Genomic DNA, 25,608 nt, shown 5'->3' on the forward strand with positions numbered 1-25,608 from the left:
CGGGCACGACCCGACTTAGGCTAGTTTGCTAACATACTGACGGTCACCGGGCCGACGGCGTACCGGGACGAGAGGGGCACCTGTGACGATCTCTCAGCCCCACGGCTCCGGAGTGGGGCGACCTGTCCCGCTCGCCTCTTTGACCTCCGAGGTCGAGCACGCGCTCGCTGCTGTCGGCCGCGGCCGCGGCGGATACATCTGGACAGCACCTCCCGGAGCAGGCAAGAGCACGCTCCTCGACCTCGTCCGCGAGAGCGCCGCAGCACGCGGCCCGTCGCACGCCCTCGTCCACCTCCAGCCCAGCACCGACGGGGCAGGCGCCGTCACCGAGCACCTCGTCGCCCAGCTCGTCCGGACCTGCGCCGTGCCCGTTCCCACCCATCTCGCCGCCGCACTCTCCCGACCGTCCACCGGCGAGCGCCCGGACGCCGCGTGCTCCGCCCTCGTCGAGTACGCCCACGCAGCGCTCCCCGACACGACGGTCGTGCTCCTCGTCGACGACCTCGACCTCCTCGACCCGGCGAGCCGGAGCCTGCTGCTCTACCTCGTCACCCACCACCAGATGTCCGTCGTCCTCCTGGCCACCGCCACCCACGCCCGGTGGGCCGTCCACCTGCCCTACCCGCTGAGCCTGCGCAAGATCCCGCCCCTGACCCCGGACGAGGTGCTGCACCTCCTCGGCGCACAGGAGCACCTCACCACCGCGCCACGCGTCGCCGCCACCCTCGCGCGGACGCTCTCGGGCAACACGGCGTGCATCCTCCAGACGGCGCTCGAGCTGTCGCCGGCCCAGCTCGCCGGCACGTCCCTCCTGCCCAACCCGCTCCCCCCGGTCCCCGCCCTGGAGTCCGTGCACGGCCCCACCCTCGACCTCCTCGACGCCGATGCCCGACGCACCCTGCTCGTCGCGACGGTCTCGGTCGTCGACCGGACCGATCTGCTCCTCGCCGCGTCCGGCTGCTCTCTCGACACCGTCCTCGACGGACCGGTCGCCGAGCTGCTCCACCTCGCAGGGGGGCGCTTCACGGTGGCCGACCCTGCGGTCCGCGCGGCCGTCCACGGTCGCGCGAGCGTCGCCGAGCGGACGTCCGCGCACCTCGCTCTCGCCGCAGCCCACCAGGAGGCCGGGCTCGACGACACCGCGACGTGGCACACCGCGCTCGGCTCCCTCGCCGGCGACCCGGACCTGGCCCCGGCGCTCGTCGACATCGCTGAACGGCTGCTCGCGTCCGGTGACGTGGTGCACGCCCACGAGGTCGCCCGCGAGGCGGCGAGCCAGTCCACCGGGGCGTCCGCGACGCGGGCCCACCTCGTCGCTGGCATCGCGGCGCTCCGCTCAGGCCACGTGGTCGACGCGGACGGATGGCTCCAGCAGGTCGTGCGTTCCACCGACCCCGAGCTGACGAGCCAGGCACTCGCCCCGTACGTCACAGCTGTCACCCTCCACACGGGCCGGGTCCCGGACGACGACGTCGTGCAGCACGTCGGCTCGCCGCTGTGGAGCGGCACCGTCGCGCACCGGTGTGCACTCATCGAGGCGCTCAGCACGACGGCGCGGCTCCACGCCGAGCGCGGACACCTCGACACCGCCGCCGAGTACCTCCACGCGACCCACGAGGCGCTCGCCGCGCTCGAGCAGGACGAGCCGAGCCCGCCGGTCACGTGCTCGACCCCGGTGGACGCGGGTGCCGCGGGTGCCGCCGACGAGCCCGCTCGCCGTGCAGCGGCCGCGCACCTCACGGAGCTCGTCCGGCTCGACACCGGCTGGTGCACGCTCTTCGGGGTCGGCCCCGTGGTGGCGTTCACGGACCATGGCACCGGAGCAGAGCAGCCGACCACGCTGCCCGCCGACCCCCTGCTCCTCGGGCACCACACCTCCGCGCCGCTCTCCCCCGAGACGCACCCCGACCAGCAGACCTCAGCCCGCGCGCTCCGGGCGTTCCAGCACGTGCTCGCCGGCGACCTCGAGACGGCCCAGAGCTCGCTCGCGAGCGCAGCCGTCACCCACGCCCCGGTGCACGACGACGGGACCTGGCGATCAGCGCCCGGCACCGCCGTCTCACCGCTCGCCGAAGCCCTCCTGCGAGCAGCGCGGGTGCTCGTGAGCCTGGCGTGCGCCGACCTGGACGTCGCGGCGGACGAGCTCGCGCGCGCAGCCTTCCACGTGCCCGTGGACCTCCCCGTCGCCGGCATCGCCGTCGCTGCTGCCCGGCGCCTCGACGTCTTCCGCCTCGACGACGCGAGCGAGATCGCGCTCGCGCTCGCCGCCGCGACGCCCGCGCCCCCGAGTGCCTCCGTGCGGCGCGAGAGCCTCGTCGACACCCTGCTGCTGGCGGAGCGGACCGGTACCTGGTGCGAGGCGTCTGCCACGCTCGAGATGCTCGCCGGGACAGGGCTCGCGCCCTGGGGCGCGCTGCTCCCCGGCCTGCACGACGAGGCAGGGTCCGGACGACCACAGCACCCCCTCACCGCCGCGTCCTTCCAGCACGCCCGTGACCAGCTCGCCGCCGCCCGGACCGCGGTCCACGCCCGCGCCCGCGCGGGTACCGGCCCCAGCGTGCACGAGCTGCTCCTCTCCGCAGCAGACCTCTTCGAGACGTGCGGCGCACATGCATGGCGCACAGCAGCGCTCGCCGAGAGCGAGGCCGCAGCCCGGCCGGCCCCCTTCCCCGTCCCTGTGCGCGCTGCACCTGAGCAGCAGGTCGCGCCAGGGTCGGTGCCGTGGGGCGCTGCGCTCACCCGTCGCGAGCTCGACGTCGCGCTGCTCGTGGTCCAGGGCGCGTCCAACCGTGACGTGGCGCGTGCGCTCACCGTGTCGGTGCGGACCGTCGAGGTCCATCTCGGGCGGGTCTTCCGCAAGCTCGGTGCTCGCTCCCGTGTCGAGCTGACCGTCCTCGCGCACCGCGACCATCGACGCACGACGGCGCGCTCCTCCTGAGTACGGGTTTCCTCGTAGGTCGAAGTCCCCGAGCGGACGAAACTGTGGAAACACCTCATACCGCCGGCCCGCCCTCCTCCGTACGGTGAAGGACGTCCCCCGACCCGATGAGAGAGCGAGTGCACCGATGAGAAGCATCCGAGCCGCGGCCTTGACTGCCGCGCTCGCACTCCTGGCTGCGATCCCCGCAGCCGGGATGACGAGCGCCCAGGCCAGCACCATCCCGACGGCGTTGCCCCGTGCCGAAGCCACCTGCTCGTCCCCCGACTGGTCAGCGACGACCGTCTACACGAACGGTGACGTCCTCTCCTACTCCGGCCACACGTGGAAGGCCAAGTGGTGGACGCTCGGCGAGACGCCCGGAACCACCGGCGAGTGGGGTGTGTGGGTCGACCTCGGCACGTGCACCGACACCGAGGTCCCGACCCCCACCGACCCGCCGACGACCGAACCGACCACGCCGCCCACCACCACGCCGACCGCCCCGGGAACAGACCCGGGAACCGATCCAGGGACCGGCTCGGGCTCGGGCACCGACCGGGTGGTCGGCTACTTCACCAACTGGGGCGTCTACGGGCGCGACTACCAGGTGAAGAACATCGAGACCTCGGGATCGGCTGACGAGCTGACCCACGTCCTCTACGCGTTCGGCAACGTCCAGAACGGCGAGTGCACCATCGGCGACTCGTACGCCGACTACGACAAGGCGTTCACCGCGGAGCAGAGCGTCGACGGCGTCGCCGACACGTGGGACCAGCCGCTGCGCGGCAACTTCAACCAGCTCCTCAAGCTCAAGGAGCTCCACCCCGACCTCAAGGTCATCTGGTCGTTCGGCGGCTGGACCTGGTCGAGCGGGTTCACCCAGGCAGCAGCCGACCCGGCAGGCTTCGCGTCGTCGTGCCACGACCTCGTCGAGGACCCTCGCTGGGCTGACGTGTTCGACGGCATCGACATCGACTGGGAGTACCCCAACGCGTGCGGTGCCAGCTGTGACACGAGCGGGCACAGCGCCTTCTCGACCCTCATGGGCGCGCTGCGCACCGAGTTCGGGGACGACGCCCTGGTGACCGCAGCGATCACCGCCGACGGGACGAGCGGCGGAAAGATCGAGGCCGCCGACTACGGCGACGCCGCCCAGTACGTCGACTGGTACATGCCGATGACGTACGACTTCTTCGGTGCGTTCACCCCGACAGGCCCGACAGCACCGCACTCGGCTCTGACGTCCTACGACGGCATCCCCCAGGAGGGCTTCGACGCGACGACGACGATCGCCAAGCTCACGTCCCTCGGCATCCCGTCAGACAAGCTGCTCCTCGGGCTCGGCTTCTACGGCCGCGGATGGACCGGCGTCAGCCAGTCCGAGCCCGGCGGCACCGCTACCGGCGCCGCACCCGGGACGTACGAGGCAGGCATCGAGGACTACAAGGTCCTCAAGACGAAGTGCCCGGCCACCGGCACCGTCGGAGGAACGGCCTACGCCTCCTGCGACGGCCAGTGGTGGAGCTACGACACCCCCGAGACCATCGCCGGAAAGATGGCGTACGCCAACCAGCAGGACCTCGGCGGCGCGTTCTTCTGGGAGCTCTCGGGCGACACGACGGACGGCGAGCTCATCAAGGCGATCGGCGACGGCCTCAGCTGACCGGACGGCTGCGCCCTCGCGTCACGGACGCGAGGGCGCAGCCGCGAGCGCTACAGCGTGATGTTCGGGACGGTGGTCCGCGGGAACGGCGCCATCGGGTCGATGAGCCAGTCGCGGCGCAGGTCCTCCCACAGCTCGACCGGGACGGGCGTGCGTCCCCGGGCGAGCGCAGACGTCACCTGCTCGGGGCTGCGCGCGCCGACGACCGTCGACACGACGGCCGGGTGCGCCCGGACGAGCGCGAGCGCGACGGCCGGCAGGTCGACCCCGTAGAGCTCACAGATGTCGGCGATCCGTGCCGCCTTCTCGAGGACCTCGGGCGGGACGGGCGCGTAGTCGTAGTGCGCGTCGGTGCCGGGCCGCGGGCTTGCCAGCACGCCGGAGTTGAAGACTCCCGCCGCGACGACGCCGACGCCCTTCTCGAGCGCTGCGGGCATGAGCTCGGCGAGCGCTCCCTGCTCGAGGAGGGTGTAGCGGCCGGCGCACATGACGAGGTCGATGTCGGTCTCTCGCACGAAGCGGGCGAGCATCTCTGCCTGGTTCATACCGACCCCGACCGCCTGCACGACCCCTTGGTCGCGCAGCTCGACGAGCGCCGGGACCGCCTCGCTCGACGCTTGGTCCCAGTGGTCGTCAGGGTCGTGGACGTAGACGACGTCGAGGCGGTCGAGGCCGAGGCGCTCGAGGCTCTCCTCGACCGAGCGCAGCACGCCGTCGCGGGAGAAGTCCCACTCCCTGCGCACGTCGGCGGGGACGGCGAAGGCCTCGTCCTGCTGCCCGGCGAGCTCGGGCGCCGGCACGAGGAGGCGGCCGACCTTCGTCGAGAGGACGTACTCGTCGCGCGGTCGTGCCGAGAGCGCTGCGCCGAGCCGGCGCTCCGAGAGGCCGAGACCGTAGTGCGGGGCGGTGTCGAAGTAGCGGATCCCGCCGTCCCACGCTGCGTCGACCGTCGCTCGGGCTGCCTCGTCCGTCGTCTCGCGGTAAAGGTTTCCCAGCTGTGCTGTCCCTAGTCCTACGGGGCTCATGTTGACGCTCATCAGCCGATAATTGCAGGCCGGGCGTACGGCCGCACGTCAGAGCGCCCGGACGGGGCGCTCGTCACAGGGATCGTCGGGCCAGCGAGACAGTGTCGGTAGCGTGTGGTGTGCTCGATCGTATGGACAGTCTCGCGCCTCCGCCAGCGTTCGACCCGCTCTTCCTCGGTGTCCTCGCTCCGCTCCCTGGTCCGCGCGCCGGGCAACGGGTGCGCCTGCTCGACTACACCCATTTTGCGGTCGTTCTCGACCTCGACCGTCGGCTCGCGGCATTGACAGGGGTGACGATCCTCGGCTCAGCGCTCCGCGACGTCCCGCGGGGCGACGGGTGGCACCTCGACGAGCGTGTCTCCCCCGACGAGCAGTGCGGACCGGAGCTCTACGCCCGCAACGACCTCGACCGCGGTCACCTCGTCCGGCGTCGTGACCCTGTCTGGGGCGACGAAGCGACGGCGCGGCGCGCGAACGCCGACACGTTCGCCTACCCGAACGCGGCGCCGCAGGCGGCGGCGTTCAACCAGTCCGCCGAGCTGTGGTTGGGCCTCGAGGACCACGTGCTCGAGCACGCCCGCACCTACGACCAGCGGCTGGTCGTCTTCACCGGGCCCGTCTTCGCACCTGACGACCCGGTCTACCGCGGCGTGCAGATCCCGCAGATGTTCTGGAAGATCGCTGCCTGGAGCACCGAGAGCCCCGACGAGCCAGGGCGCCTCGAGACCACGGCGTACGTCCTCGACCAGCGTCCACAGCTCGACGGAATCGACCTGCGCACCGCGACCGAGCAGGCGCTCGCCGCCGAGCAGCCGCCACCGCTCGGGCCGTTCCGCACCTTCCAGGTCCCGGTAGGTGACGTCGCGGCCCTCACCGGCCTCGACCTCGGTCCCCTCGTCGGCGCCGACGTGGGGGCGGTTCCTGCTGTGGCCGGGAACGCACCGTCGACGGTCCCGGAGCCGAGCGACGTGCCCGGGACCGTGCACCTGCCCCCGGCCGGATGGGTCCGCCTGCGCACGGCCGCCGACATCCGGCTCGCCCCGCCACGCTGACGGGGCGGCTCGCCCTGCAGGACTACATCGACTCGTCTCTCAGCTGGGTGAGCCGGGACTCCTCGAGGTCGAGCATGTACTGCGCGCGCTCGAGGATCCGGGAGCTGTACTCGCCGCTCGCTCGCGCATCGAGCAGCGCCGCCCGTTCTGCCTGGAGGACGAGGAGCCGCAGGGCACGGTGCTGGGCGTGGGGTCGCGTGCCCTCAGCCTCCGACCGTTCCGCGAAGGCCTCGCTGAGCATGAGGCTCTCCTCGCGCACCCGCTCGACGACGTCCGGGGAGAACGGCGCACCGTCGGTCTGCTCGAGGGACGGGTTGTCGAGCGTCGCGAGCCCCGTGGAGGCGATGGTGTCGTAGAGCCCGGCGAGCTCGGCCCGGTCGGCGGCCGCGTCGCTCCCCGTGATCTTCAGCCCGCGGATGAGGAGCGGCAGCGTGCCGCCCTGCACCAGCAGGGTGACGATCGCGACCGTGAACGCGATGAGGATGAGCTGCGCACGGTACGGGATGTCGCTCGGGAGCGACTGGGCGGCCGCGAGGGTCACGACCCCGCGCATGCCCGACCATGCGAGGACCGCTCCACCCCGCCAGCCGAGGCCTTCCGAGGTGAGGAACTCGGCGTCGGCGCGTCGACGCGTGAGGAAGCGTCGGGCCTGGCGGCGCCGCGCCGCCTGGTCTTCGTCGAGGCCCGCAGCGGAGGCGTCGGCCGCGCCGTCGAGCCGGTCCAAGCGTTCGAGCGCACCGTCCAGCCGCTCCCCGCGGAGCACGGCACGGCGCTGGTCACGCCGCAGCACGGCGATGAGCGGGACGACGAACACGACCCGGAGGAGCACCAGGACCCCGGTGATGATCAGCCCGAGGACCACGGCCCGCCCGACGCCGAGGTCGTCGTCCTGCACCTGGTCGACGAGCGCCTTGAGCTCGATGCCCATGAGGAGGAAGACGCCGTTCTCGAGGATGAACTGGACGGTGCGCCAGTTGATCCGCTCGGTCAGCCGGTCTTGCGCGCTGAAGTGGCTCGCGCTGCGATGGCCTGTGACGAGCCCGGCAACGACGACCGCGAGCACGCCGGAGGCCTCGATCTCCTCGGCGGGGAAGTACGCGATGAACGGGACCGCGAAGGAGATCGCGGTGTTGAGCACCGGGTCGTCGAGCCGGGACCGCACCCGGACGGTCACGTGACCGACGACGAACCCGACGACGATCGCTGCCACGACCGCGTAGACGAAGTCGCCCGCGATCTCGCCGAACGTCACCGCACCGGCTGTCGCCGCGACGGCCGAGCGCAGGAGCACGAGCGCTGACGCGTCGTTGACGAGGCCTTCGCCCTCGAGCACCGTGACGAGGCGCGGCGGGAGCCCGAGCCGCTTGCCGATCGCCGTCGCGGCGACAGCGTCTGGCGGGCTGATGACCGCACCGAGCGCGATGGCTGCCGCGATGCTGAGGTCGGGCAAGAGCAGGTAGAGGACGCCACCGCTGACGAGCGCGGAGACGATGACGAGAAGCACGGACAGACCCGTGATGGCCTTGAGGTTGCGCCGGAAGTCGACGAGCGGCACGTTGACGGCCGCCGAGTAGAGGATCGGCGGGAGCACGACAGCGAGGATGAGCTCTGGTGGGAAGTCAAAGTCTGGCACCCCAGGGACAAAGCTCGTGACGATCCCGACGACCACGAGCACCAGCGGTGCGGCGACGCCGAGACGCGTCGCGAAGGACGCCACCGCCACGACCATGACGATCCCGACGACACCCAGCAACGCATATTCCATGGCGCCACCCTAGGTGGGGGTGCACGGATCGGCCTGTGGACTCTCCGTGAGGTTCCTGTCAGTCGAGGGAGAGCGCCGTGAGGATCCGGCTCACGCTCGACGTCAGTCCCCACCGCGTCGAGAGGCCCGCGAGCTCGTCCGGGTCCGCGGGTGTGCGCGGCAGCGTGTCCTGGACGTCGCCGACGGGTGCGTCCGGGGCGACACGGACGACTCTCGGCGCGACGGCGAGGTAGTCCGTGGCGTCGGCGAGCCGCGTGCGCTGCCCCGGCGTCATCCCGGGGTCGGCGGCGTCGCGCGCGGCAAGGATCCCGGCGAGGTCGCCGTACCGGGCAAGGAGCGCGACCGCGGTCTTCTCGCCGATCCCGGCGACGCCGGGGAGCCCGTCGCTCGCGTCACCGCGCAGCACCGCCATGTCGGCGTACGCCTGGCCCGACGAGACGGCGTACCGCTCGGCGAGTCGCGCCTGGTCGACGACCTCGAGGTTCTTGATGCCCCGCTGCGTGTAGAGCACCCGCACGTGGGCGTCGTCGTCGACGAGCTGGAACATGTCCCGGTCTCCGGTGATGATGTCGATCGGCGTGCGGTCGGCGGCCGGGCGCTCACGCTCGCGGGCGACGAGCGTGCCGATGACGTCGTCGGCCTCGTAGCCGGGCGCTCCGACGCGGGCGATGCCGAGGGCGGCGAGCACGTCGACGATGACCGGGACCTGGGGCGCGAGGAGGTCGGGGACGTCTTCGACGTCGTCGGCGCCGGGGAGCGCCTGGGCGACCCGGTGCGCCTTGTACGTCGGGATGGCGTCGACGCGAAAGGCTGGCCGCCAGTCGTCGTCCCAGCACGCGACGAGGCGCGACGGCCGGTGCTCGGTGACGAGGCGGGCGATCATGTCGAGGAGCCCGCGGACAGCGTTGACCGGGGTGCCGTCGGGCGCAGTGATGGAGTCGGGGATGCCGTAGAAGGCGCGGTAGTAGAGCGAGGCGGTGTCGAGGAGCAGGAGCTTCTCGGGCCGTACGGTCGTCATGGTGGAAGTCTAGATGTCCAGTGTCATGACGGTGGTGGCACGGAGGGCCACGGGGGCACGACATGTGACATGACATGCTGCTCGGCCGGCTGTCGGCCAGCCGAGCGGCATGTTCGTCAGGTCGCGCTAGGTCGGGCTGATCGTTCAGTTGCCGGCTTCGCGGTACTGCGCCAGGACCGACTGGGAGATGCGACCGCGTCCAGAGACCTCGATGCCCCGTGATGCCGCCCATGCGCGCACGGCGCTGGCGTCATAGTCGCTGGTCGTCGCGTGTCGTCGCGTGCTGCGGGCAGTCGGGGCGTTACGTCCGACCTTTCGTCCGCCGCTGACGTACGTGGCCAACGACTCCCGAAGGTCGCTGGCCTCGCCACCTGTGAGCTCAATCTCATAAGCGACCCCGTCGAGGGAGAACGAGACCGTCTCCTGAGCAATATCACCGGAAAGGTCAGAGGTCAGTTCAACAACCACACGCTGTGCCATAGAAATCCTTCATGTCGATACCCTGCGCTTACTGACCCAGGGTATGTCAAGAACGGGCTGCTCTCGCTCAGGTCCGTTCTTGTCTCCGAACTCATCCTGAGACGAGCCAACGGCGATACATGCCGTGTGAAGAGCGCAAAGAATGCTGTGTGACCATCGGTCGCGGAACTCGCTCCAGATAGAACCGGCGTCGCGCCGGTGGTGGACGATGGTCGCTCACCGACAACGGTCGTGATGTCGCCAAGGTCATGACACAGAACAGCGAGATCCATCTCGACAGCTTGAGGAGAAACAGGTTCGGCGGGCTGTGTCTGTGAGTTTAGGTCAGTGGTGTGACGGTGGTGGCGGTGTTGATGACGGCGGGGTCGTGGCTGGCGACGAGGACGGCTGCGCCGCTGGTGGCTGCTTTGTGGAGTGCGTCGATGACGGTGGCTGCGGCGGTGCGGTCGAGGCTGGCGGTGGGTTCGTCGAGGGCGATGGCGGTGGGTTGGAGGAGGAGGGCTCGGGCGATCGCGAGGCGTTGGCGTTCGCCTCCGGACAGGGTGCGGGCGCGTTGGCGGGTGCGTGTTCCTAGGCCGAGGGTGGTGAGCAGGGTGGTGGCGCGTTCTTCGAGGTCGGGTGTCAGGCCGGTGGGGATGGCGGGTAGGAGGGCGTTGTCTAGGACGGTGAGCTCGTCGATGACGGTTGCGCCTTGGTCGACGTAGGCCATGTGCTTGCGGCGGGCGGCGGCGAGCTGGTCGGGGTCGAGGGTCTCCAGGCGGGTGCCGGCCCAGGTGACGGTTCCGGTGGTGGGGGTCAGGGTGGCTACGGCGACGCGCAGGAGGGTGGTCTTGCCTGAGCCGGAGCGTCCGGCCAGGCAGTGGATCGTTCCGGCGGGGATCGTGAGGTTGAAGTCTTCGACGATGGTCAGGGGGTCGCCGTCGCCTCGGGTGTAGGTGACGGTGATCGCTTCCAGGGTGATCGCTGGTGCGGTGGTGGTGGGGGTTGTTGGGGTGGTCGTGGTGGCGGTCATCGGTGGGCTCCGGTGGTGGAGAGGGTGTGGGCGTAGCGGTGTGCCCACACTGCGGCGGCGAGGGCGGCTGCGGTCGGGACGCTCAGGGTCAGTGTCAGCAGGGGTGCCCACAGGTCGGAGGAAAGTCTGGTTGTCAGGAGGACGCCGATGGTGACGGCGAGGACGATCCCGGGCAGCAGGGAGGCGATGACCTGGGCGCGCACGCTGGCGCTCAGGGCGGTCTTGGTCCATCCGGTGGTCACGAGCATGGCGTGGTGGGCGCCTGCGCCGAGGAGTCCGGCGCGGATGCCCGCGACGAACATGGCGGCCCCGGCGAGGAGCGTGCCGACGGCCAGGATCGTCTGGGGCAGCAGGACGCTGGCGCTGACGAGGGTGGCGATGCGGGTGGTGCCGGCGGCGACGTGGGCTGTGGCGATGACGCTCGCGAACGCGATGGCGCCGCAGGTCAGGACGATGACGGCGGTGGCGCTGAGAGCACCGGAGGCCGGGTGCGCGCGGGCGACCCGTCGCCCGACCTGGCGTGCGGTGCGTGCGGCCCGTGCCGGTCCGGTGGCGGCGCGCGGGCTGCGGGTGCTGGTGCGGGCTGCGGCGTAGGTGCCGGCCACTGCCACGGCGGCGTAGACCAGGGCCGCTGCGCCGCTGGTTCCGCGGGCCACGGCTGTGGTGGACATCGCTGCAGCGACGAGACCGGCCAGGACCACCAGCGCGAGGGAGGGGACGTCCTCGGTGAGGAACCATCTGCGGATGCGTCCGCGTGACCAGCCCAGCGAGCTCAGCAGCACCGCTTCTCGGCGTCGTCGGCCTGTGCCGGCGATCTGGACGACCGAGGCCAGGACGCTGACTCCGGTGAGGGCCACGACCAGCAAGGTGATGGTCGCGCCGATCTGCGCGCGCTCCACGCGCACGGCGGCCCCCAGGCTGGTCCACTCCTGGGTCGTCCATCCCAGGTCACCGTCTGCGAAGTACTCAGGCAGGTACACCCCGACCTCATCGAGGGAGGAACCTGCCACGACCCGCACGTCCAGCCCCAGGTCGCTGATCTGGGCGGCGACCACACCGATAGCGTCCAAGGCCTGCGGGGAGTAGCCCTGGACGTCTGCGACCCGCACCCGCACGACATCAGCGTCACCGGAACCGCGCATCGCAGCGTAGGCACCCAGGGTAGTGATCGCCCCAGGAGCAGGCAGCACCGCACCGCGACCGCTGAACGAGGGCGCCAAGACAGCCCCGTCGTGCTCACCGGGCTCAACGACGCGGACATCAGCGGCGCTGTAGGTGCCCAACGGGACATAGGAGGCAGAATCGGCGGTCCCGGTGATGTCACCAGGGGTGTACGTACCCACGGGAACGTAGAGCGGGACACCCTCAGGGTCCGCCGCAGACTCCGCTTCCTGGCGGTAGGCCTGCTCCTCGACCTTGAGCCCCGGGTTGGAGGTTTGCGTCAGGACGCCCAGGTTCAGGTCGGTGAAGCCTTGCGGGGTTGCTGTCAGCAGCGTCGTGGTCTCCTCCGGGGCCGTTGAGGCCTGCTGCGCGCTCGGGGCGGTTCTCACAGCAGCCCCGGGCAGGGCCGGCGTCAGGTTCGGGACGCTCTCCGTCGCCGCGCCGCCCGGAGCGCCCGTGGCCCCGGGCAGCGCCAGCGCCAGTGCCGGAAGGCCGAACGGCGTCAGGCCCGCGGTCAGATCAACCGTTGACGTCGTGGGTGCACCACGTTCCGCCTGATCGACCAAGGCAGCGCCATCCGCAGTGATCCGACCATCGTCGGGGTTCACCAGGTCTGTGATGGACGTCCCCGACATGTCGAGCGGCGTGAACGTCACCTCACCCTGCAGCGATGGATAGGCCGCATTAGAGACCACGACAGGAACGACCGGACCCTCCTGGTACCCGTTGGCAAGATTCACGTGCTCGTAGTCATGCGCGACGGGGTCGACGAGGCCCGCCAGAGTCGTCTGCTCGGCGCCGAGGGACTGCTGCTCGTCGAACTCCACGAGAGTGTCCAGGAACTGCCCCGAATCCCCGAGCAAGGCCCGCTCAGCGACCGGATCGATGGCGATGAGCCCCGAGGTCAACGCCGGAGCCCCAGGGAGGGTCATGTCCACGTTCCAGCTATCGCGGCTCGCCGCAAGATCCATTCTTACTGCGTTGCTATTGGTCCCGATCACCGGGTACTCGTCGGCCTGCCCGGTGACGAGGACCGTCGTGCTGTCCGAGAGCGTGTGCGTCTGGACACCATCAGGGGCCGTGACCTTCACTCGCGCCTCGATGGCCCGGGTGTCGGAGAAGAAGTCCGACGCCGCACCGTCTGCCTCTGACGCGCCGACCAGCAGACCGTAGGACGGCGTCTCGAGCTGACCGACGAACGCCAACGGTGCAGCGATCTCCACACCCGCAAGATCCCCGATCGCCGCGAGCTGATCAGCGCTGATGCCCCCGCTGCCCCCGAGCGAGGCGAAGTTCTCCTCCACCAGCCCGCCCGTCTCCAGGGCCGCGCTCGACAAGACACCCTCACCGCCGACCAGCAGGTCATAAGCACCCCGCCAGTTCGCACCCACCGTGGACTCCACCACAGCGACCGAACGCGCCGTCGTCTGGGACGCCGCCACCATGCTCACCGCCAAGAGAGCGGCCGTCGCGACGACCGCCCCCCTGCGGGCACCGCGATACCAGAAGCGCCCGCGGCGCGGGACAGTCAGCACGAACTGTCAGACGTCGCACTGCACCCGTTGAACGCCCGGTGAGCGCTCCCTGATCTGGTGGCCTTCGATCTCGGCAAGGTCCCGGCCGCAGACGCCGTCGTGACCGTAGTCAGAACTGGGATCGACGCCACCATACAAACAGGGAAGAACCCTTTCATCGAAGCCCCCAAGGTTTCGCGCGCGTCGCAGTGCGATGCGATTCGACATGCACACATATTAGGATGAAATGACCATTAGCCGCAAGGCTCGCGAGCCGCAGTCTGCGGATCAATGTCGCCCACAGCGTTTCGTACCGGAATTGATGGAGGCTCTCATCCGCCCATCGGATAAAAGCCTCCATGAAGCCCGATACGAGGCAGAGCTCGAGCCCGACTGCCTCGAGTGCTTCTGTCGGCGCGATGCGCCGCGAGGCCGTCTCGGTGCATCACAGGTCTGTGGCGCGACGCTCGCACACGATCGCGCCGACGGGTCGGTGATCGCGACCTGTCCTCCGGTGGGTCTCGACCAGGTCCAGTCCTGCAGCATCGAGCAGGCGGTGCAGGTCTCCGGCCGGCCAGCGGTAGGCCCGCAGGACGGCGTGGTCGAACGGTTCGCACACGGCACCCTCGAAGTAGCCCAGCACGAGCATGCCGCCAGGACAGAGAGTGCGGGCGAACTCACTGATCGGCGTGCTGATGGCCGACGGCTCATGGTGGATGGTCGAGAACCAGGAGAGGACGCCTCCAAGAGAGCCGTCTGGTTCATCGATGCGGTCGATGCTCTGAAGGTCGAACTGGATGCCGGGGTAGGCCGACCGGGCCTGCTCGACGAACGCCGGTGCGACGTCGATCCCGAAGACGTCGATCCCGAGGTCCTTCAGGTACTTCGTCCAGTGCCCCGGACCGCACCCGGCATCGAGGACGCGGCCGCGAACCTGTTCGGACCACGAGTCGACGATCTGCCGATCGGAGGGGTGCACCGTGGACATGGAGCCCAGGAGTGCCGTGTACTCGGCGGCTCGTGCGGAGTATGCGGCGGCCGTCTCTGTCACGTCTCGAGAGTACCGAGGACCACGAGACCAGCGGATGCCTAGAGACGGTCGACGCCCGTCGTTCTCGTCACCACGGGAGCAGCCACGGCTACGCTTCGACCGTGCCGTCCACGCCAGACATCTCGCCTCCCGACACTCCTGACGTCCGCCTCGTCCAGCTGCCGGTCGACGCGATCCATGCCCTCGCTGCGGGCGACCTCGCTACCGCGAACCGCACCTCCCCCGTGGTGCTGACGCCGTACTTCGCCGGACCCGACTGGGGGAGCGTGTGGTCGATGCGCAGCGCGCAGGTGCGCACCGACCCAGCCTCGGCGGGGTGGATCACGCGGGTGATCCTCGACGTGGAGTCCGGCACCGCCGTCGGCCGGGCGGGCTTCCACGGACCACCCGACGACCTCGGCATGCTCGAGGTGGGCTACGCCGTCGACCCGGCCTGGCGTCGCCGCGGGTACGCGCGCGCCGCGCTCGAGGCACTGCTCGACCGGGCCGCCCGGGAGCCCTCCGTGAGCATCGTGCGCGCGACGATCACGCCCGACAACCTGGCGTCCCGAGCGCTCGTCGCCCGGTACGGTTTCGTCGAGGTCGGCGAGCAGTGGGACGACGAGGACGGCCTCGAGACGATCTTCGAGGTCCCGGCGGCACGGAGCGCCCTGACTCGCTGAGTCGGCTACAGCTCGTGGAACCGCGGCACGGCCTGCTTCGTCAGCTGGGCCGTCCACCAGGCCGGGTCCTCGCTCGGCGGGGCGACCCACACCTGCTCGATCCCGAGCTCGGCGTACGCAGCCATCGTCGTGAGGAAGCCGTCGACGTCCGCGAGAGGGTCCCCGCCGACCATGATCGTCTTCTCGATCGTCGCAGGGTCACGCCCGACCGCGGCGCAGTGCTCGGCGAGCACGTCGACCTTGTGCCGGACGCCGTCGACACCGATGTCGGAGAGGTTGCACGCGTCCGCGTACTGCGCGACGAGCCGGAGCGTCGTGCGCTCCCCTCCGCCGCCGACGAGGATGCGCGGTCCGGGGGCCTGGAAGGGGCGCGGCGAGCAGATCGTCTCCGCGAGCTGGTAGTGGACGCCGTCGAACGGGCCGTCGTCGTCGCTCCACATCTGACGGCAGACCTGCAGCGTCTCCTCGAGCCGCTCGAACCGCTCTGCGACCGGCGGGAACGGGACACCGAGCGCCAGGTGCTCACGCTCGTACCAGGCAGCGCCGATCCCGAGGAGCGCGCGACCTCCCGAGAGGACGTCGAGCGTCGTGACGATCTTCGCGAGCAGGCCAGGATGGCGGTAGGTGACGCCCGTGACCATGAGCCCGAGCGCGATGCGCTCCGTCTGCCCCGCGAGAAATCCGAGCGAGGTGTACCCCTCGAGCATCGGGTCGGTCGCGCTGGCCGTCGCGCTCTCCATCTGGAACCAGTGGTCCATGAGCGTGAAGGTGTCAGCACCGCCGTTCTCCGCCGCGCGCGCCGTGGCAGCCAACGTCGGGGCGATCGCTTCGGGGCCGCCGGCCAGGGAGAAGTTCCAGAAGTGCACTCCGAGCTTCATGCAACCAGCCTACGGTCCGGGGCGTTGCTCAGCCATGGTGCACACGTCGATGTCACCCGGCACTGCCCCCAGCACTGAACATCGTGACGACCCGACGACTTGTACAGGCATGACGACCTCCCCCGCCCCTCCCCCTCCGCTCGTGTTCGCCGAGTGGTACGAGGCTGAGTTCCCTCGCGTCAGCCGAGCCCTCATGCTCGCCGCCGGTGACCCGCTGCTCGGCGAGGAAGCTGCCTCTGAGGCTTTTGCCCGTGCCCTCGCATCGTGGCGAACAGTCAGCCGGATGACCTCCCCCGGTGGCTGGGTGTACTCCGTGGCGCTCAACGAGCTCCGCCGGACATGGCGGCGTGCACGCCTCGAGCGGCGGTACGTCGCCCGGCTCCGCCTGACCGACGTCCCTGAACCTGCAGTCCCCGACGACGCCTTGTGGCGTGCGGTCGCAGCGCTCGCGCCCCGTGCGCGGACCGCGGTCGCGCTTCGGTACGTCGCCGACCTGCCCGAGGCGGAGGTCGCCGCAGCCATGAACATCGCTCGGGGCACTGTCGCCTCGACGCTCTCGACCGCTCGCAAACAGCTTGCCGTGGCCCTCGGGCCCGTCCTGAACGGAGATTCGCGATGAACGACAACATCCTCGACAGCCTCGCTCACGTCGAGGTCGGCACACGTACCCCAGACCTGGCGACCATCGAACGACGCTCCCGCGCCATCGTCCGCGGCCGCCGCTCGGCACGCTTCGGAGCGATCGGCCTCGCGGTCGCTGCGACGGTCACCCTCGGATCGGTGCTCCCGCACTCGTCCGGGAACGACGAACCGCTCGCTGCGCTCCGCTCCCCGCTGGCCTTCGGCGCTCTGCCCGCGTCCGCCGACGCGGACCCAGCAGCATGCGCCATCAGCTTCTCGAGCGTCGTGGCCCCCGAGGACTGGGCGACAGCGCCTGGCATGATCGAGTCCGCCTCGCTCCTCACCGATCCGCCGTTCGAGCTCACGACGGTCCGCGTCATGCAGTCCGACACGAACTGCCCGGCAGCCGTGCCCGCAGCAGTGCTCTACGACCCCGATCCCGTGCGAGGGATCTCCGTGTGGCCCGATGTCCAAGACCCGTTCGTCGGTCTCGACAACGGACTGGAGGAAGAACCTCTCGGTCACGTGACCGTCCGCGGCCAGGCTGCGCTCCTGCGTGAGCACCTCAGCAGCCTCCAGATCACCTGGCTCGCGGAGGACGGCACCCGGTGGATGGCCATGAGCAGCGGCTTTGCTCTCGACGAGACCGTCGACGTGCTCGACGACCTTGCGTTCGACGGGTCTACCCTCAACCCTGCCTCGGTACCCGACGACCTCTCCGTTGCGCCGGTGTCGACCGTTCCTGCAACCACGACCTCGACGACGTGGGAGGCCTGGTACAACGAAAAGGAGGATCAGCCCGCCAGCGACCCGCCGCTCACCTACCTGTCAGCGACGACCGCGTTCAAGCCCCCGATCGAGGTGAGCGCGTCGATGTCCGCACCTGCCACTCTGCTGACAGACGTTCAAGGACACCCTGCGGCCTTCTCCTCATTCGGAGCCGACGTGCTGACCGCGACGACCGGAATAGTCACGTGGAAACGCGACGGGGTGAGCTACTACCTCCATGGCCAGGGGACCATCGACGAGATCCTCGCGCTCGCCGAGACGCTCGAGCCTGTCGCTCTCGACGACCCTCGGGTGGCTGCCGTCACCGCTCCGTAGCAGGAGGCGTGCAGCTCGTCCGCCCCGGAGGCCACGCACGGAGCGTGCCAGGCGGCCAGAGCGGGTGAATTCTCCGCACTCACGCGACGCTCCGACGGACAACCCTCGCAGCACCAGCATCTGCAGCGGCACGTCGGGCACTATGAGATTCATGACCACGCAGGCACTCACCCGCGGAGAGAACACCTCCCTCGCCTCCACCGTCGATCGCGTCAGAGTGGTGGTCGGATGGTCGGACGACAGCGTCGACGTCGACGCCTCGGCCTTGCTGCTCTGCGGCGGCAAGGTCCGAGGCGACGACGACTTCGTCTTCTACAACCAGCCCGTCTCGACCGACGGCGCAGTCCAGCACCTCGGGCGGACAGCGAGCGAGAGCGGAGCCGAAGAGTGCCTGTCGCTCGATCTCGAGGACCTCGGCGAGGACGTCGAGGCGGTCGCGATCACCGCGAGCCTCTCTGAGGGGACCTTCGGCGACCTCGACGGCCTCCGGCTCGTGGTCCTCGACGAGACGGGCGCCCCGCTCCTCACCTACGACATCGGTGAAGCGACGACCGAGACCGCGTTCGTCTTCGGGGAGGTCTACCGTCGCGCCGGGACATGGAAGATCCGCGCCGTCGGGCAGGGGTGGGACAGCGGCCTGGCCGGGCTCGCCACCGACTTCGGAGTGAGCGTCCACGACGATCCCGAGACACCTCCGGTCGCTCCGTCCGCAGCGACGGCGTCGGACGATCTGGTCGAGGTCCTCGAGACGTCTGCCCCCGAGTCGCTCCAGCCCGCTCCGATCTCCCCTGCTCTCCCGCCCACCGAGACCGCACCAGATCCCGGAGGCACACCGGCCGTTCCCGACGCTCCGACGCCCAGCCGACGCAACGGTGTGCGCACCACGAAGCAGCGCGCCGTCGTCGCTGCGCCCGTCCCGAAGCTCGCCGGGGCCGAGACGTGGGTTCCCGCACGGCTCTTCTCGATCTACGGCGTCGGTGGAGCCGACGAGCAGGAGAAGCGCGCCACCTCAGCGCTCCTGTCGACGATGATGGGCGTGCGGCCCTTCGCACGTGCCGTCAACGCACACTTCGGAGCGCCCGCAGGCTCCGTCGAGACGTTTCTCGAGGTCCCCTTCACCCACGGCGAGCACCGGGTCATCCCCGACGGCGTGATCCGGATCGCCCGCGGGGCGAAGGTGTGGACAGCGCTGCTCGAGGTCAAGACAGGAACCGGCCAGCTGCACAAGGAGCAGGTCGAGCAGTATCTCGACGTCGCCCGCACCGAGGGATACGACGCAGTCATCACGCTGTCGAACGAGATCGCGCCCGGCACGGGCGAGCACCCGGTGACCGTCTCGTCGAACAAGCTGAAATCGGTGGCGCTCTTCCACCTCTCCTGGGCGGAGGTGCTGCACGAGGCCCGCATGGTCCTCACGCACCGCGGTGCCGGTGACGCGATGCAGGCGTGGGTCCTGCACGAGCTCATCCGCTACCTCGAGCACCCGCGATCAGGCGCGACAGGCTTCGACGACATGGGCTCCAGCTGGGTGGCCGTGCGCGAGTCCGTCGCTGCCGGGACGCTGCGCGCCGGTGACCGCAAGGTCCCGACCGTCGCCAACTCGTGGATCCGGCTCGTCCGCCAGCTGTGCCTGCGCCTCACGGCCGAGCTCGGCGTCCCGGTCACGCACGTCATGCCCCGCAAGCTTGCCGCCGACCCGGTCGAGCGCGCGCACGCGGCCGTCGAGCAGCTGGCGGCGCTCGGCACGATGTCTGCCACCCTCAAGGTGCCCGGGGCCGCCGGACCGATCACTGTCGTCGCCGACCTGCGCACGAGCAAGGTGCGCGTCAGCGCGAGCGTCCCCGCACCCCAAGAAGGGGGCGCGCAGCGACGCATCTCCTGGCTGCTCCGCCAGCTCAAGGACGCCCCCGACGAGACTCTCGTCGACGTCCACTACAGCGGGACGATCGAGGACACCTGCGAACGGCTCGCGGACGTGCGCGAGTCTCCCGCGCCGCTCGTCGCGGACCGTTCCGGCGACGTGACGAGCTTTGAGCTGACGATGGTCACTCCGCTCGGCACGAAGCGCTCAGGGCTCAAAGGTGCGTTCATCCCGTCGGTCATCGGCGCGACCGAAGCGTTCTACACGACGGTCCTCCAGCCGCTGCGCGGGTGGGTGCCACCGGCACCAAAGCTCTCAGAACCTGTTGCTGCCGCGCCTTCCGAGGACGAGGGGGACGAGTGATGGCCGGGGCCGTCCGTCCTCACGCCACGGTCTCGCGGACCTCTTTCCACAGCATGGGCGCCAACGTCTCCGCATAGGCCACGGTGAGGTGCTGGTCGTCGCGGTAGACGAGCACGCTCCCCACGACGGTCGGGCAGAACGTCGTCGTACAGAACCATGAGGTCGTGTCGACGAAGCGCACCGAAGGTGTCATCGCCGCCGCCTCGACCTGATGGTCCGTGGGCATCGCAGCGTCGAGGTCGCGACCGCACTGTTCTGGGTCGGCGCGGTGCTCGGAGACGCAGTCGAGCGTGCCATCGTCCGGCAGCATCAACGGGTTGTCCTTGAGGACCACGACCGGCAGGCCTGAGTCCGCAAGGCTCGTCCAGAGCTCGGCGAAGCCCTCGGCCGGAGCAGGGCGTTCCGGCGAGACGACCCAGTCGACGGCCGTCCGGCTCGATGTCACGACGAGGTCGATGCTCGGATCGTCCTGCAGACGTTCGAGCGTCGCCTCGTTCGCCTGCAGGCACGCGCCTCCGCGTGCCTCGTCAGACGCGCGCTGAGCGGTGGAGAAGGGACAGCTGCTGTGGAGATACGTCACCACCCGCACCGGGTGCTGCTCGGCCAGCCGCTCGAAAGCGGGCAGGTACTGCTCCATGTGCGAGTCGCCGACAAGAGCGACCACGAGGTCAGCGTCCGGCGCCCCGAAGTCGCACCGTGGTGTGGTCGGGGCACCCATGTCTGACTTGCACCGGCCGTCCGCTCCGGTGGGCAGGTCGGTGCGCGCGTCCTCCGGCACCGGCGCGATGACGTTCCTCCCGTCGAGGAACGTCCGGAACGACGGCAGCGCGAGCGATCCAGCACCCAGGCCCGGCGGCTCCTCCTGGAGCAGGGTCGCGGCCGCGGCCTCTCGGTCAGTCGCTCTCGTCTCGCTGACCAGGCCAGGGACCTGAACGACAAGGACGCACACGAGGGTTGCCGTCACGGTGACCATGAGCACCTGCCGTGAGGTGGTTCCTCGGCGGACCGTCCTCTGGAACGGCTTCTCGACGAACCGTCGGGTCAGATCAGCCAGGACCAGAGACGCCACCAGCGCGACGAGGAGACGGGGAGCGCTCGCCCATCCCGGCAGGACGAAGGGCACGAGCACGAGCAACGGCCAGTGCCAGAGATAGAGCGAGTAGGAGATGTCCCCGACCCGTTGGACGAGCCGCTCGCGAACGATCCAGCGAAAAGACCAGGGACGAGTCTGCTCGGCGCCGAGGATCACGAGGGCTGTCGAGACGGTGGGCCACACCGCGACCGCTCCCGGAAAGTCCCAGCCGGGCCCGATGACGAGCATGCTCGTCACCAGCCCGACGAACCCGGCGTTCGACACCACCAGCGCGGTCGTCGAGGACCGACGCAGCGTCGGTGCGAACGCGAGCGCGGCTCCCAGCGCCAGCTCCCAGAACCGGGTCGTCGTCGTGAAGTATGCCGCTGGCGACCCTGCTCGGACCTCGTGCACGGAGACGACGAACGAGGCCGCACCGAGGACGAGGAGCACCGCGAGGACGACGCGCCTGGAGTCCAGCCGGAGTCGCGCGCCGAGCGCGATCACGACGACGCACAGGCCTGGCCAGACCAGGTAGAACTGTTCTTCCACCGACAGGGACCAGTAGTGCTGGAAGAGGCTCGGAGCCTGTCCCTCGGACAGGTAGTCCACCGATCCGGCCGCGAGCGCCCAGTTCTGGTAGTACAGCAGCGAGGCGGTGGCGTCGTGGGTCAGGCTGTGCCACCTCGACTCGGGGAGCACGAGCGCCCCCAGGACCACGGTCGCCAGGACGACGAGCGAGGCCGCGGGGATGATCCTCCGGGCGCGCCGCGCATAGAAGGCCGCGAGATCGATGCGTCCGCTCGCCGTGTGCTCGCGCAGCATGTGGGTGGTGATGAGATACCCGGAGATGACGAAGAAGACGTCGACACCGACGAATCCGCCACGGAGCAGGCCCGGCCACAGGTGGTAGACGACGACTCCCACGACGGCCAGCGCGCGGAGCGCCTGAATCTCCGGCGAGAAGGCCCGCGGTGCCGCGGGAGGCTGCGGAGCCGGGCGTCGTGGGATCGTGCGGGCCTCGATCGAGCGCACGCGAGCAGCCTTCCCCCTGTGCAGGCCCTGCGCACTGCTCGCACATCGTACGCAATCACCTCGACCCGTCGTGGCCCCGGTGCACACGTCACCGGAGCCACGACGGGTCGTGCAGGTGGATCAGCCGTGGATCACGGTCCCGCTCTTCCCCTCCATCGCGAGCGGGGCCTTGGCGAGCGAGCAGATCACTGCCCGCCGGCCGAGGCCGCTCCCGGCGAAGCCCATCGCTGCCTGGACCTTGGGGAGCATCGAACCGACACCGAACTGGCCCGAGTCGACGTACCGCTGAGCGGTCGCCAGGTCGAGGTCGTCCAGGTCGCGCTGCTCCGGGGTGCCGAAGCCGATCGCGACCCGGTCGACCGCTGTGAGGATGAACAGGAGGTCCGCCCCGACCGCCTCGGCGAGCTTCGCCGAGGCGAAGTCTTTGTCGATCACCGCAGGCACCCCGTGCAGGTCGCCTGCCGCGTCCCGGACTACAGGGATCCCGCCACCGCCGCACGCGACCACGATGAACTCGTGGTCGAGCAGGTTGAGGATCGAGTCCCGCTCGACGATGTCGACCGGGCGGGGGGATGCGACGACCCGTCGCCAGCCCCGCCCGGAGTCCTCGACCATGACGAGGCCTGGTTGGTGAGCCATGAGGTCGCGCGCGGTGGCCTCGTCGTAGAAGCTGCCGATCGGCTTGGTCGGGTGAGCGAACGCGGGATCGTCGGTCGCGACCTCGACCTGGGTCACGACGGATGCGACGTGCCACGGCATACCGACACGGCGCAGCTCCTTCACGATGCCCTGCTGCAGGTGATAGCCGATGTAGCCCTGGCTCATCGCGGTGCACTCGGGCAGGTCGAGCGGTGCCACCGTGTCGGTGTGCTGCGACGCGATCTCGAAGGCGAGGCTGATCGCCCCGACCTGTGGTCCGTTGCCGTGGGACACGATGATCTCGTGCCCTTGGGCGATCAGCCCGACGAGGGAGGGCGCAGCCGCCTCGATGGCTGCGTGCTGCTCCTCGGCTGTGCTGCCCAGGGCGTTGCCGCCGAGCGCGATGACGATGCGTGACATCTGTCGCCTCTACAGGATTCCGGCGAGGAAGGTGGTGAGCTCCGCCGTGAGCGCGTCGACCTTGAGCGGGTCGGGAGTCTCGGGACGCAGGAAGTAGGCGAGGAGCGCGCGCTGCGCCGTGAGGCGGTTGCCTGCCTCGTCAAAAGCGATCGAGGCGTCCGAGTCGAGGACCTCGCTCGTCACTTCCTCGCCGCGGGACGCCGGGAGGCAGTGCATGAACTTCGCACCGGGCGCGGCCATCGCCATGAGGTCTGCGTTGACCTGGTACTTCGGCATGAACGCCGCGAGACGCTCGGCCTCGCCCAGCTCGGCTTCGTAGTCGCCGTACCAGACGTCGGTGTAGACGAAGTCGGCACCCTCGAGGGCTGCCTGGGCATCGGTGGTGACGACCATGCTCCCGCCGGACACCGTGCAGTTCGCCCGGCCGATGTCCTGCATCTGCTCGCGGAGCTGGAAGCCCTCCGGGCCGAGCTGGACGAACTGCATGCCCATCTTGGTCGTGATCATCATGAGCGACGCACACACCTGGGTGGCGTCCCCGACGAAGACGACCTTGCAGTCCTCGAGCCGCTTCCCGGTCGGGAGGTTCTCGACCATCGTGATGAGGTCACCGATCTCCTGCGTGGGGTGGTTGTAGTCGGACATGCCGTTGAGCACCGGGACCGTGGCGAACGTGGAGAGGTCGACGATCGTGTCGTGGCGGGCGACCCGTGCCATGAGGACGTCGACGAGGCGCGAGAGCACGCGAGCGGTGTCCTCGACCGACTCGTGCCCGCCGAGCTGGATCTGGCCCGGGGCGAGGTACTGCGCGTGCCCGCCGAGCTGCGACATCGCGGTCTCGAACGAGACCCGGGTGCGGGTGGAGGACTGTTCGAAGATCATTCCGAGAGTCCGTCCAGCGAGGAGCGGGGGAAAGTATCCGGCGTCCACGCACCGCTTGAGGACGAGGCCGAGGTTGACGATGTCAAGGAGCTCGTCCTTGGTGAAGTCCTGGGTGTCGATGAAGTCACGAGTGGTCATGATCGTCTCCTTGGGGATCGACGACTCGAGTGCTCGAGCGTCTGGGGGCATGGCTAGGGGCATGGCGGGGCACGGTCGGGGCACCTGGAACCGTGGTGACCCGACCGGTGGGATTCCGTACGGGGTGGTGGCGCTCGTCTGCTGACCAGCGTCGAGAGAGCAGCGTGCGCTAGCGGCCGGAAGGCACCTGCTGGGTGATGCAGTGGACGTTTCCGCCGCCGAGCAGGATCTCCCGTCCGGGGACGGTGAGGATCCGGCGTGGAGCGAAGAGCTCGGTATACGCCGCGACCGCCGCGTCGTCGTGCGCGTCGCCGAAGACGGGAAGCACGACGACGTCGTTGCCGATGTAGGAGTTCACGTACGACCCGGCCAGCCGGTCGCCTGTCGCTCGCGGCAAGGTGCCGTCGATCGAGTCGACCCCGCCAGACTCCTCGGCGGTGATGAAGATCGGCCCGGGCTGGGCGAGCTTGACGATCTCCAGGGTGCGTCCCCGGGCGTCCACGGTGCTCTCGAGGACTTTCAGTGCCGCGGCCGAGCGCTCGTGCTGCGGGTCGGTCTCGTCGTCGGTCCAGGTCAGCATGACCTTTCCGGGTTCGACGAACCGGCAGAAGTTGTCGACGTGCCCGTTCGTCTCGTCCAGGTAGACGCCGAAGGGGAGCCAGACGATCACCTCTACACCGAGGTAGCTGCACAGCAGCTCTTCGATCGCCTCACGGGTCAGGTCGGGGTTGCGTCCGGCGGAGAGCAGGCACTCCTCTGTCACGAGGAGCGTGCCTTCGCCGTCGACGTCGATCGATCCGCCCTCGAGCACGAACGACGCCTTGTAGCGGTCTGCGCCCTCGATCTCGAGGACCTTGCGAGCCACCGCGTCGTCGGCGGCCCACGGGAAGTACAGGCCGTCGACGAGGCCGCCCCAGGCGTTGAAGTCCCAGTCGACACCGCGCACGTCACCGGCATCGTTCACGACGAACGTCGGGCCGCAGTCGCGGACCCACGCGTCGTCGGTGGACGTCTCCACGACCCGGATGTGCTCTGGGAGCTCGTTCCGGGCGTTGTCGTACTGCCGGGCGGACACCGCGACGGTGACTTGCTCGGTCGTCGCGATCGCTGTCGCGACCGCTGTGAACGCCGCCTGCGCGGGCTTGCCGCCCTGCCGCCAGTTGTCCGGGCGCTCGGGCCAGATCAGCCAGCAGCCGCTGTGGTGCGCCCACTCCGCCGGCATCCGGTAGCCGTCGGCCGCGGGGGTGGAATCGAGAGTGTGAGACATGAGGT

General features: G+C 69.9%; 19 protein-coding genes. 7 read left to right on the forward strand and 12 right to left on the reverse strand.

Going from position 1 to position 25,608, the window contains the following annotated elements:
- The first annotated feature begins 82 nt into the window (after positions 1-82).
- Together ATL42_RS10835 and ATL42_RS10840 are read left to right on the forward strand one after the other, a co-directional pair.
- Positions 83-2,938: a helix-turn-helix transcriptional regulator gene (locus ATL42_RS10835; RefSeq protein ID WP_098455349.1), complete on the forward strand. Its 2,856-nt coding sequence runs from the start codon at positions 83-85 to the stop codon at positions 2,936-2,938.
- A 127-nt stretch (positions 2,939-3,065) separates the two neighbouring features.
- Complete coding sequence (locus tag ATL42_RS10840) at positions 3,066-4,583, forward strand: glycosyl hydrolase family 18 protein (RefSeq protein ID WP_098455350.1); 1,518 nt, start codon at positions 3,066-3,068, stop codon at positions 4,581-4,583.
- 50 nt (positions 4,584-4,633) lie between these two features.
- On the opposite strand, the gene ATL42_RS10845 is transcribed toward ATL42_RS10840, so the two are convergent.
- Positions 4,634-5,620 carry an aldo/keto reductase gene (locus ATL42_RS10845; RefSeq protein WP_098455351.1) on the reverse strand — a complete coding sequence of 329 codons (987 nt, stop codon included), beginning with the start codon at positions 5,618-5,620 and terminating at the stop codon, positions 4,634-4,636.
- A gap of 119 nt (positions 5,621-5,739) precedes the next feature.
- Here ATL42_RS10845 and ATL42_RS10850 point away from each other — a divergent pair, with 119 nt between their 5' ends.
- Positions 5,740-6,660: a DNA/RNA non-specific endonuclease gene (locus tag ATL42_RS10850; RefSeq protein ID WP_098455352.1), complete on the forward strand. Its 921-nt coding sequence runs from the start codon at positions 5,740-5,742 to the stop codon at positions 6,658-6,660.
- A gap of 22 nt (positions 6,661-6,682) precedes the next feature.
- Here ATL42_RS10850 and ATL42_RS10855 read toward each other — a convergent pair whose 3' ends face one another.
- The 6 genes from ATL42_RS10855 to ATL42_RS10875 all read right to left on the reverse strand — a co-directional run bounded on the left by ATL42_RS10855 (position 6,683) and on the right by ATL42_RS10875 (position 14,661).
- On the reverse strand, positions 6,683-8,425 hold the full coding sequence (locus ATL42_RS10855) for a cation:proton antiporter (protein ID WP_098455353.1): 1,743 nt from the start codon (positions 8,423-8,425) through the stop codon (positions 6,683-6,685).
- A 58-nt stretch (positions 8,426-8,483) separates the two neighbouring features.
- A complete protein-coding gene (locus tag ATL42_RS10860) occupies positions 8,484-9,443 on the reverse strand; it encodes a 5'-3' exonuclease (RefSeq protein WP_098455354.1) in 960 nt (319 codons plus the stop codon).
- Positions 9,444-9,587: 144 nt separating this feature from the next.
- Complete coding sequence (locus ATL42_RS10865) at positions 9,588-9,923, reverse strand: histone-like nucleoid-structuring protein Lsr2 (RefSeq protein ID WP_098455355.1); 336 nt, start codon at positions 9,921-9,923, stop codon at positions 9,588-9,590.
- A gap of 319 nt (positions 9,924-10,242) precedes the next feature.
- The gene (locus ATL42_RS16220) at positions 10,243-10,935 is read right to left on the reverse strand and encodes an ATP-binding cassette domain-containing protein (RefSeq protein WP_169925306.1); all 693 of its coding nucleotides are present in this window, start codon (positions 10,933-10,935) and stop codon (positions 10,243-10,245) included.
- On the reverse strand, positions 10,932-13,631 hold the full coding sequence (locus ATL42_RS16425; RefSeq protein ID WP_169925392.1) for a hypothetical protein: 2,700 nt from the start codon (positions 13,629-13,631) through the stop codon (positions 10,932-10,934). Before ATL42_RS16425 ends, ATL42_RS16220 begins: the two co-directional genes overlap by 4 nt.
- A gap of 424 nt (positions 13,632-14,055) precedes the next feature.
- Positions 14,056-14,661 carry a class I SAM-dependent methyltransferase gene (locus ATL42_RS10875; protein ID WP_211281803.1) on the reverse strand — a complete coding sequence of 202 codons (606 nt, stop codon included), beginning with the start codon at positions 14,659-14,661 and terminating at the stop codon, positions 14,056-14,058.
- A gap of 101 nt (positions 14,662-14,762) precedes the next feature.
- On the opposite strand from ATL42_RS10875, the gene ATL42_RS10880 reads away from it, so the two are divergent.
- Complete coding sequence (locus ATL42_RS10880; RefSeq protein WP_245862451.1) at positions 14,763-15,323, forward strand: GNAT family N-acetyltransferase; 561 nt, start codon at positions 14,763-14,765, stop codon at positions 15,321-15,323.
- A 5-nt stretch (positions 15,324-15,328) separates the two neighbouring features.
- Here the strand turns inward: ATL42_RS10880 and ATL42_RS10885 are convergent, their stop codons facing one another.
- A complete protein-coding gene (locus tag ATL42_RS10885; RefSeq protein WP_098455358.1) occupies positions 15,329-16,201 on the reverse strand; it encodes an LLM class F420-dependent oxidoreductase in 873 nt (290 codons plus the stop codon).
- A 109-nt stretch (positions 16,202-16,310) separates the two neighbouring features.
- Here ATL42_RS10885 and ATL42_RS10890 point away from each other — a divergent pair, with 109 nt between their 5' ends.
- The 3 genes from ATL42_RS10890 to ATL42_RS10900 all read left to right on the forward strand — a co-directional run bounded on the left by ATL42_RS10890 (position 16,311) and on the right by ATL42_RS10900 (position 20,150).
- Positions 16,311-16,820 (forward strand): RNA polymerase sigma factor, encoded by a 510-nt coding sequence (locus tag ATL42_RS10890; RefSeq protein WP_169925393.1) that lies wholly within the window; start codon positions 16,311-16,313, stop codon positions 16,818-16,820.
- Positions 16,817-17,926: a hypothetical protein gene (locus tag ATL42_RS10895; RefSeq protein WP_098455360.1), complete on the forward strand. Its 1,110-nt coding sequence runs from the start codon at positions 16,817-16,819 to the stop codon at positions 17,924-17,926. Before ATL42_RS10890 ends, ATL42_RS10895 begins: the two co-directional genes overlap by 4 nt.
- Before the next feature lie 151 nt (positions 17,927-18,077).
- On the forward strand, positions 18,078-20,150 hold the full coding sequence (locus ATL42_RS10900) for a TerD family protein (RefSeq protein WP_098455361.1): 2,073 nt from the start codon (positions 18,078-18,080) through the stop codon (positions 20,148-20,150).
- Between the two features lie 19 nt (positions 20,151-20,169).
- Here the strand turns inward: ATL42_RS10900 and ATL42_RS10905 are convergent, their stop codons facing one another.
- The 4 genes from ATL42_RS10905 to aguA form a co-directional block, all read right to left on the reverse strand.
- A complete protein-coding gene (locus ATL42_RS10905) occupies positions 20,170-22,257 on the reverse strand; it encodes an acyltransferase family protein (protein WP_169925394.1) in 2,088 nt (695 codons plus the stop codon).
- A gap of 120 nt (positions 22,258-22,377) precedes the next feature.
- Positions 22,378-23,316 (reverse strand): carbamate kinase, encoded by a 939-nt coding sequence (arcC, locus tag ATL42_RS10910; RefSeq protein WP_098455363.1) that lies wholly within the window; start codon positions 23,314-23,316, stop codon positions 22,378-22,380.
- 9 nt (positions 23,317-23,325) lie between these two features.
- Positions 23,326-24,336 (reverse strand): putrescine carbamoyltransferase, encoded by a 1,011-nt coding sequence (gene ptcA, locus ATL42_RS10915; protein WP_098456515.1) that lies wholly within the window; start codon positions 24,334-24,336, stop codon positions 23,326-23,328.
- Positions 24,337-24,505: 169 nt separating this feature from the next.
- Positions 24,506-25,603 carry an agmatine deiminase gene (gene aguA / locus ATL42_RS10920; RefSeq protein WP_098455364.1) on the reverse strand — a complete coding sequence of 366 codons (1,098 nt, stop codon included), beginning with the start codon at positions 25,601-25,603 and terminating at the stop codon, positions 24,506-24,508.
- Positions 25,604-25,608 lie beyond the last annotated feature (5 nt).

The sequence above is a fragment of the Sanguibacter antarcticus genome, from assembly GCF_002564005.1.
Taxonomy (GTDB): Bacteria; Actinomycetota; Actinomycetes; order Actinomycetales; family Cellulomonadaceae; genus Sanguibacter; species Sanguibacter antarcticus.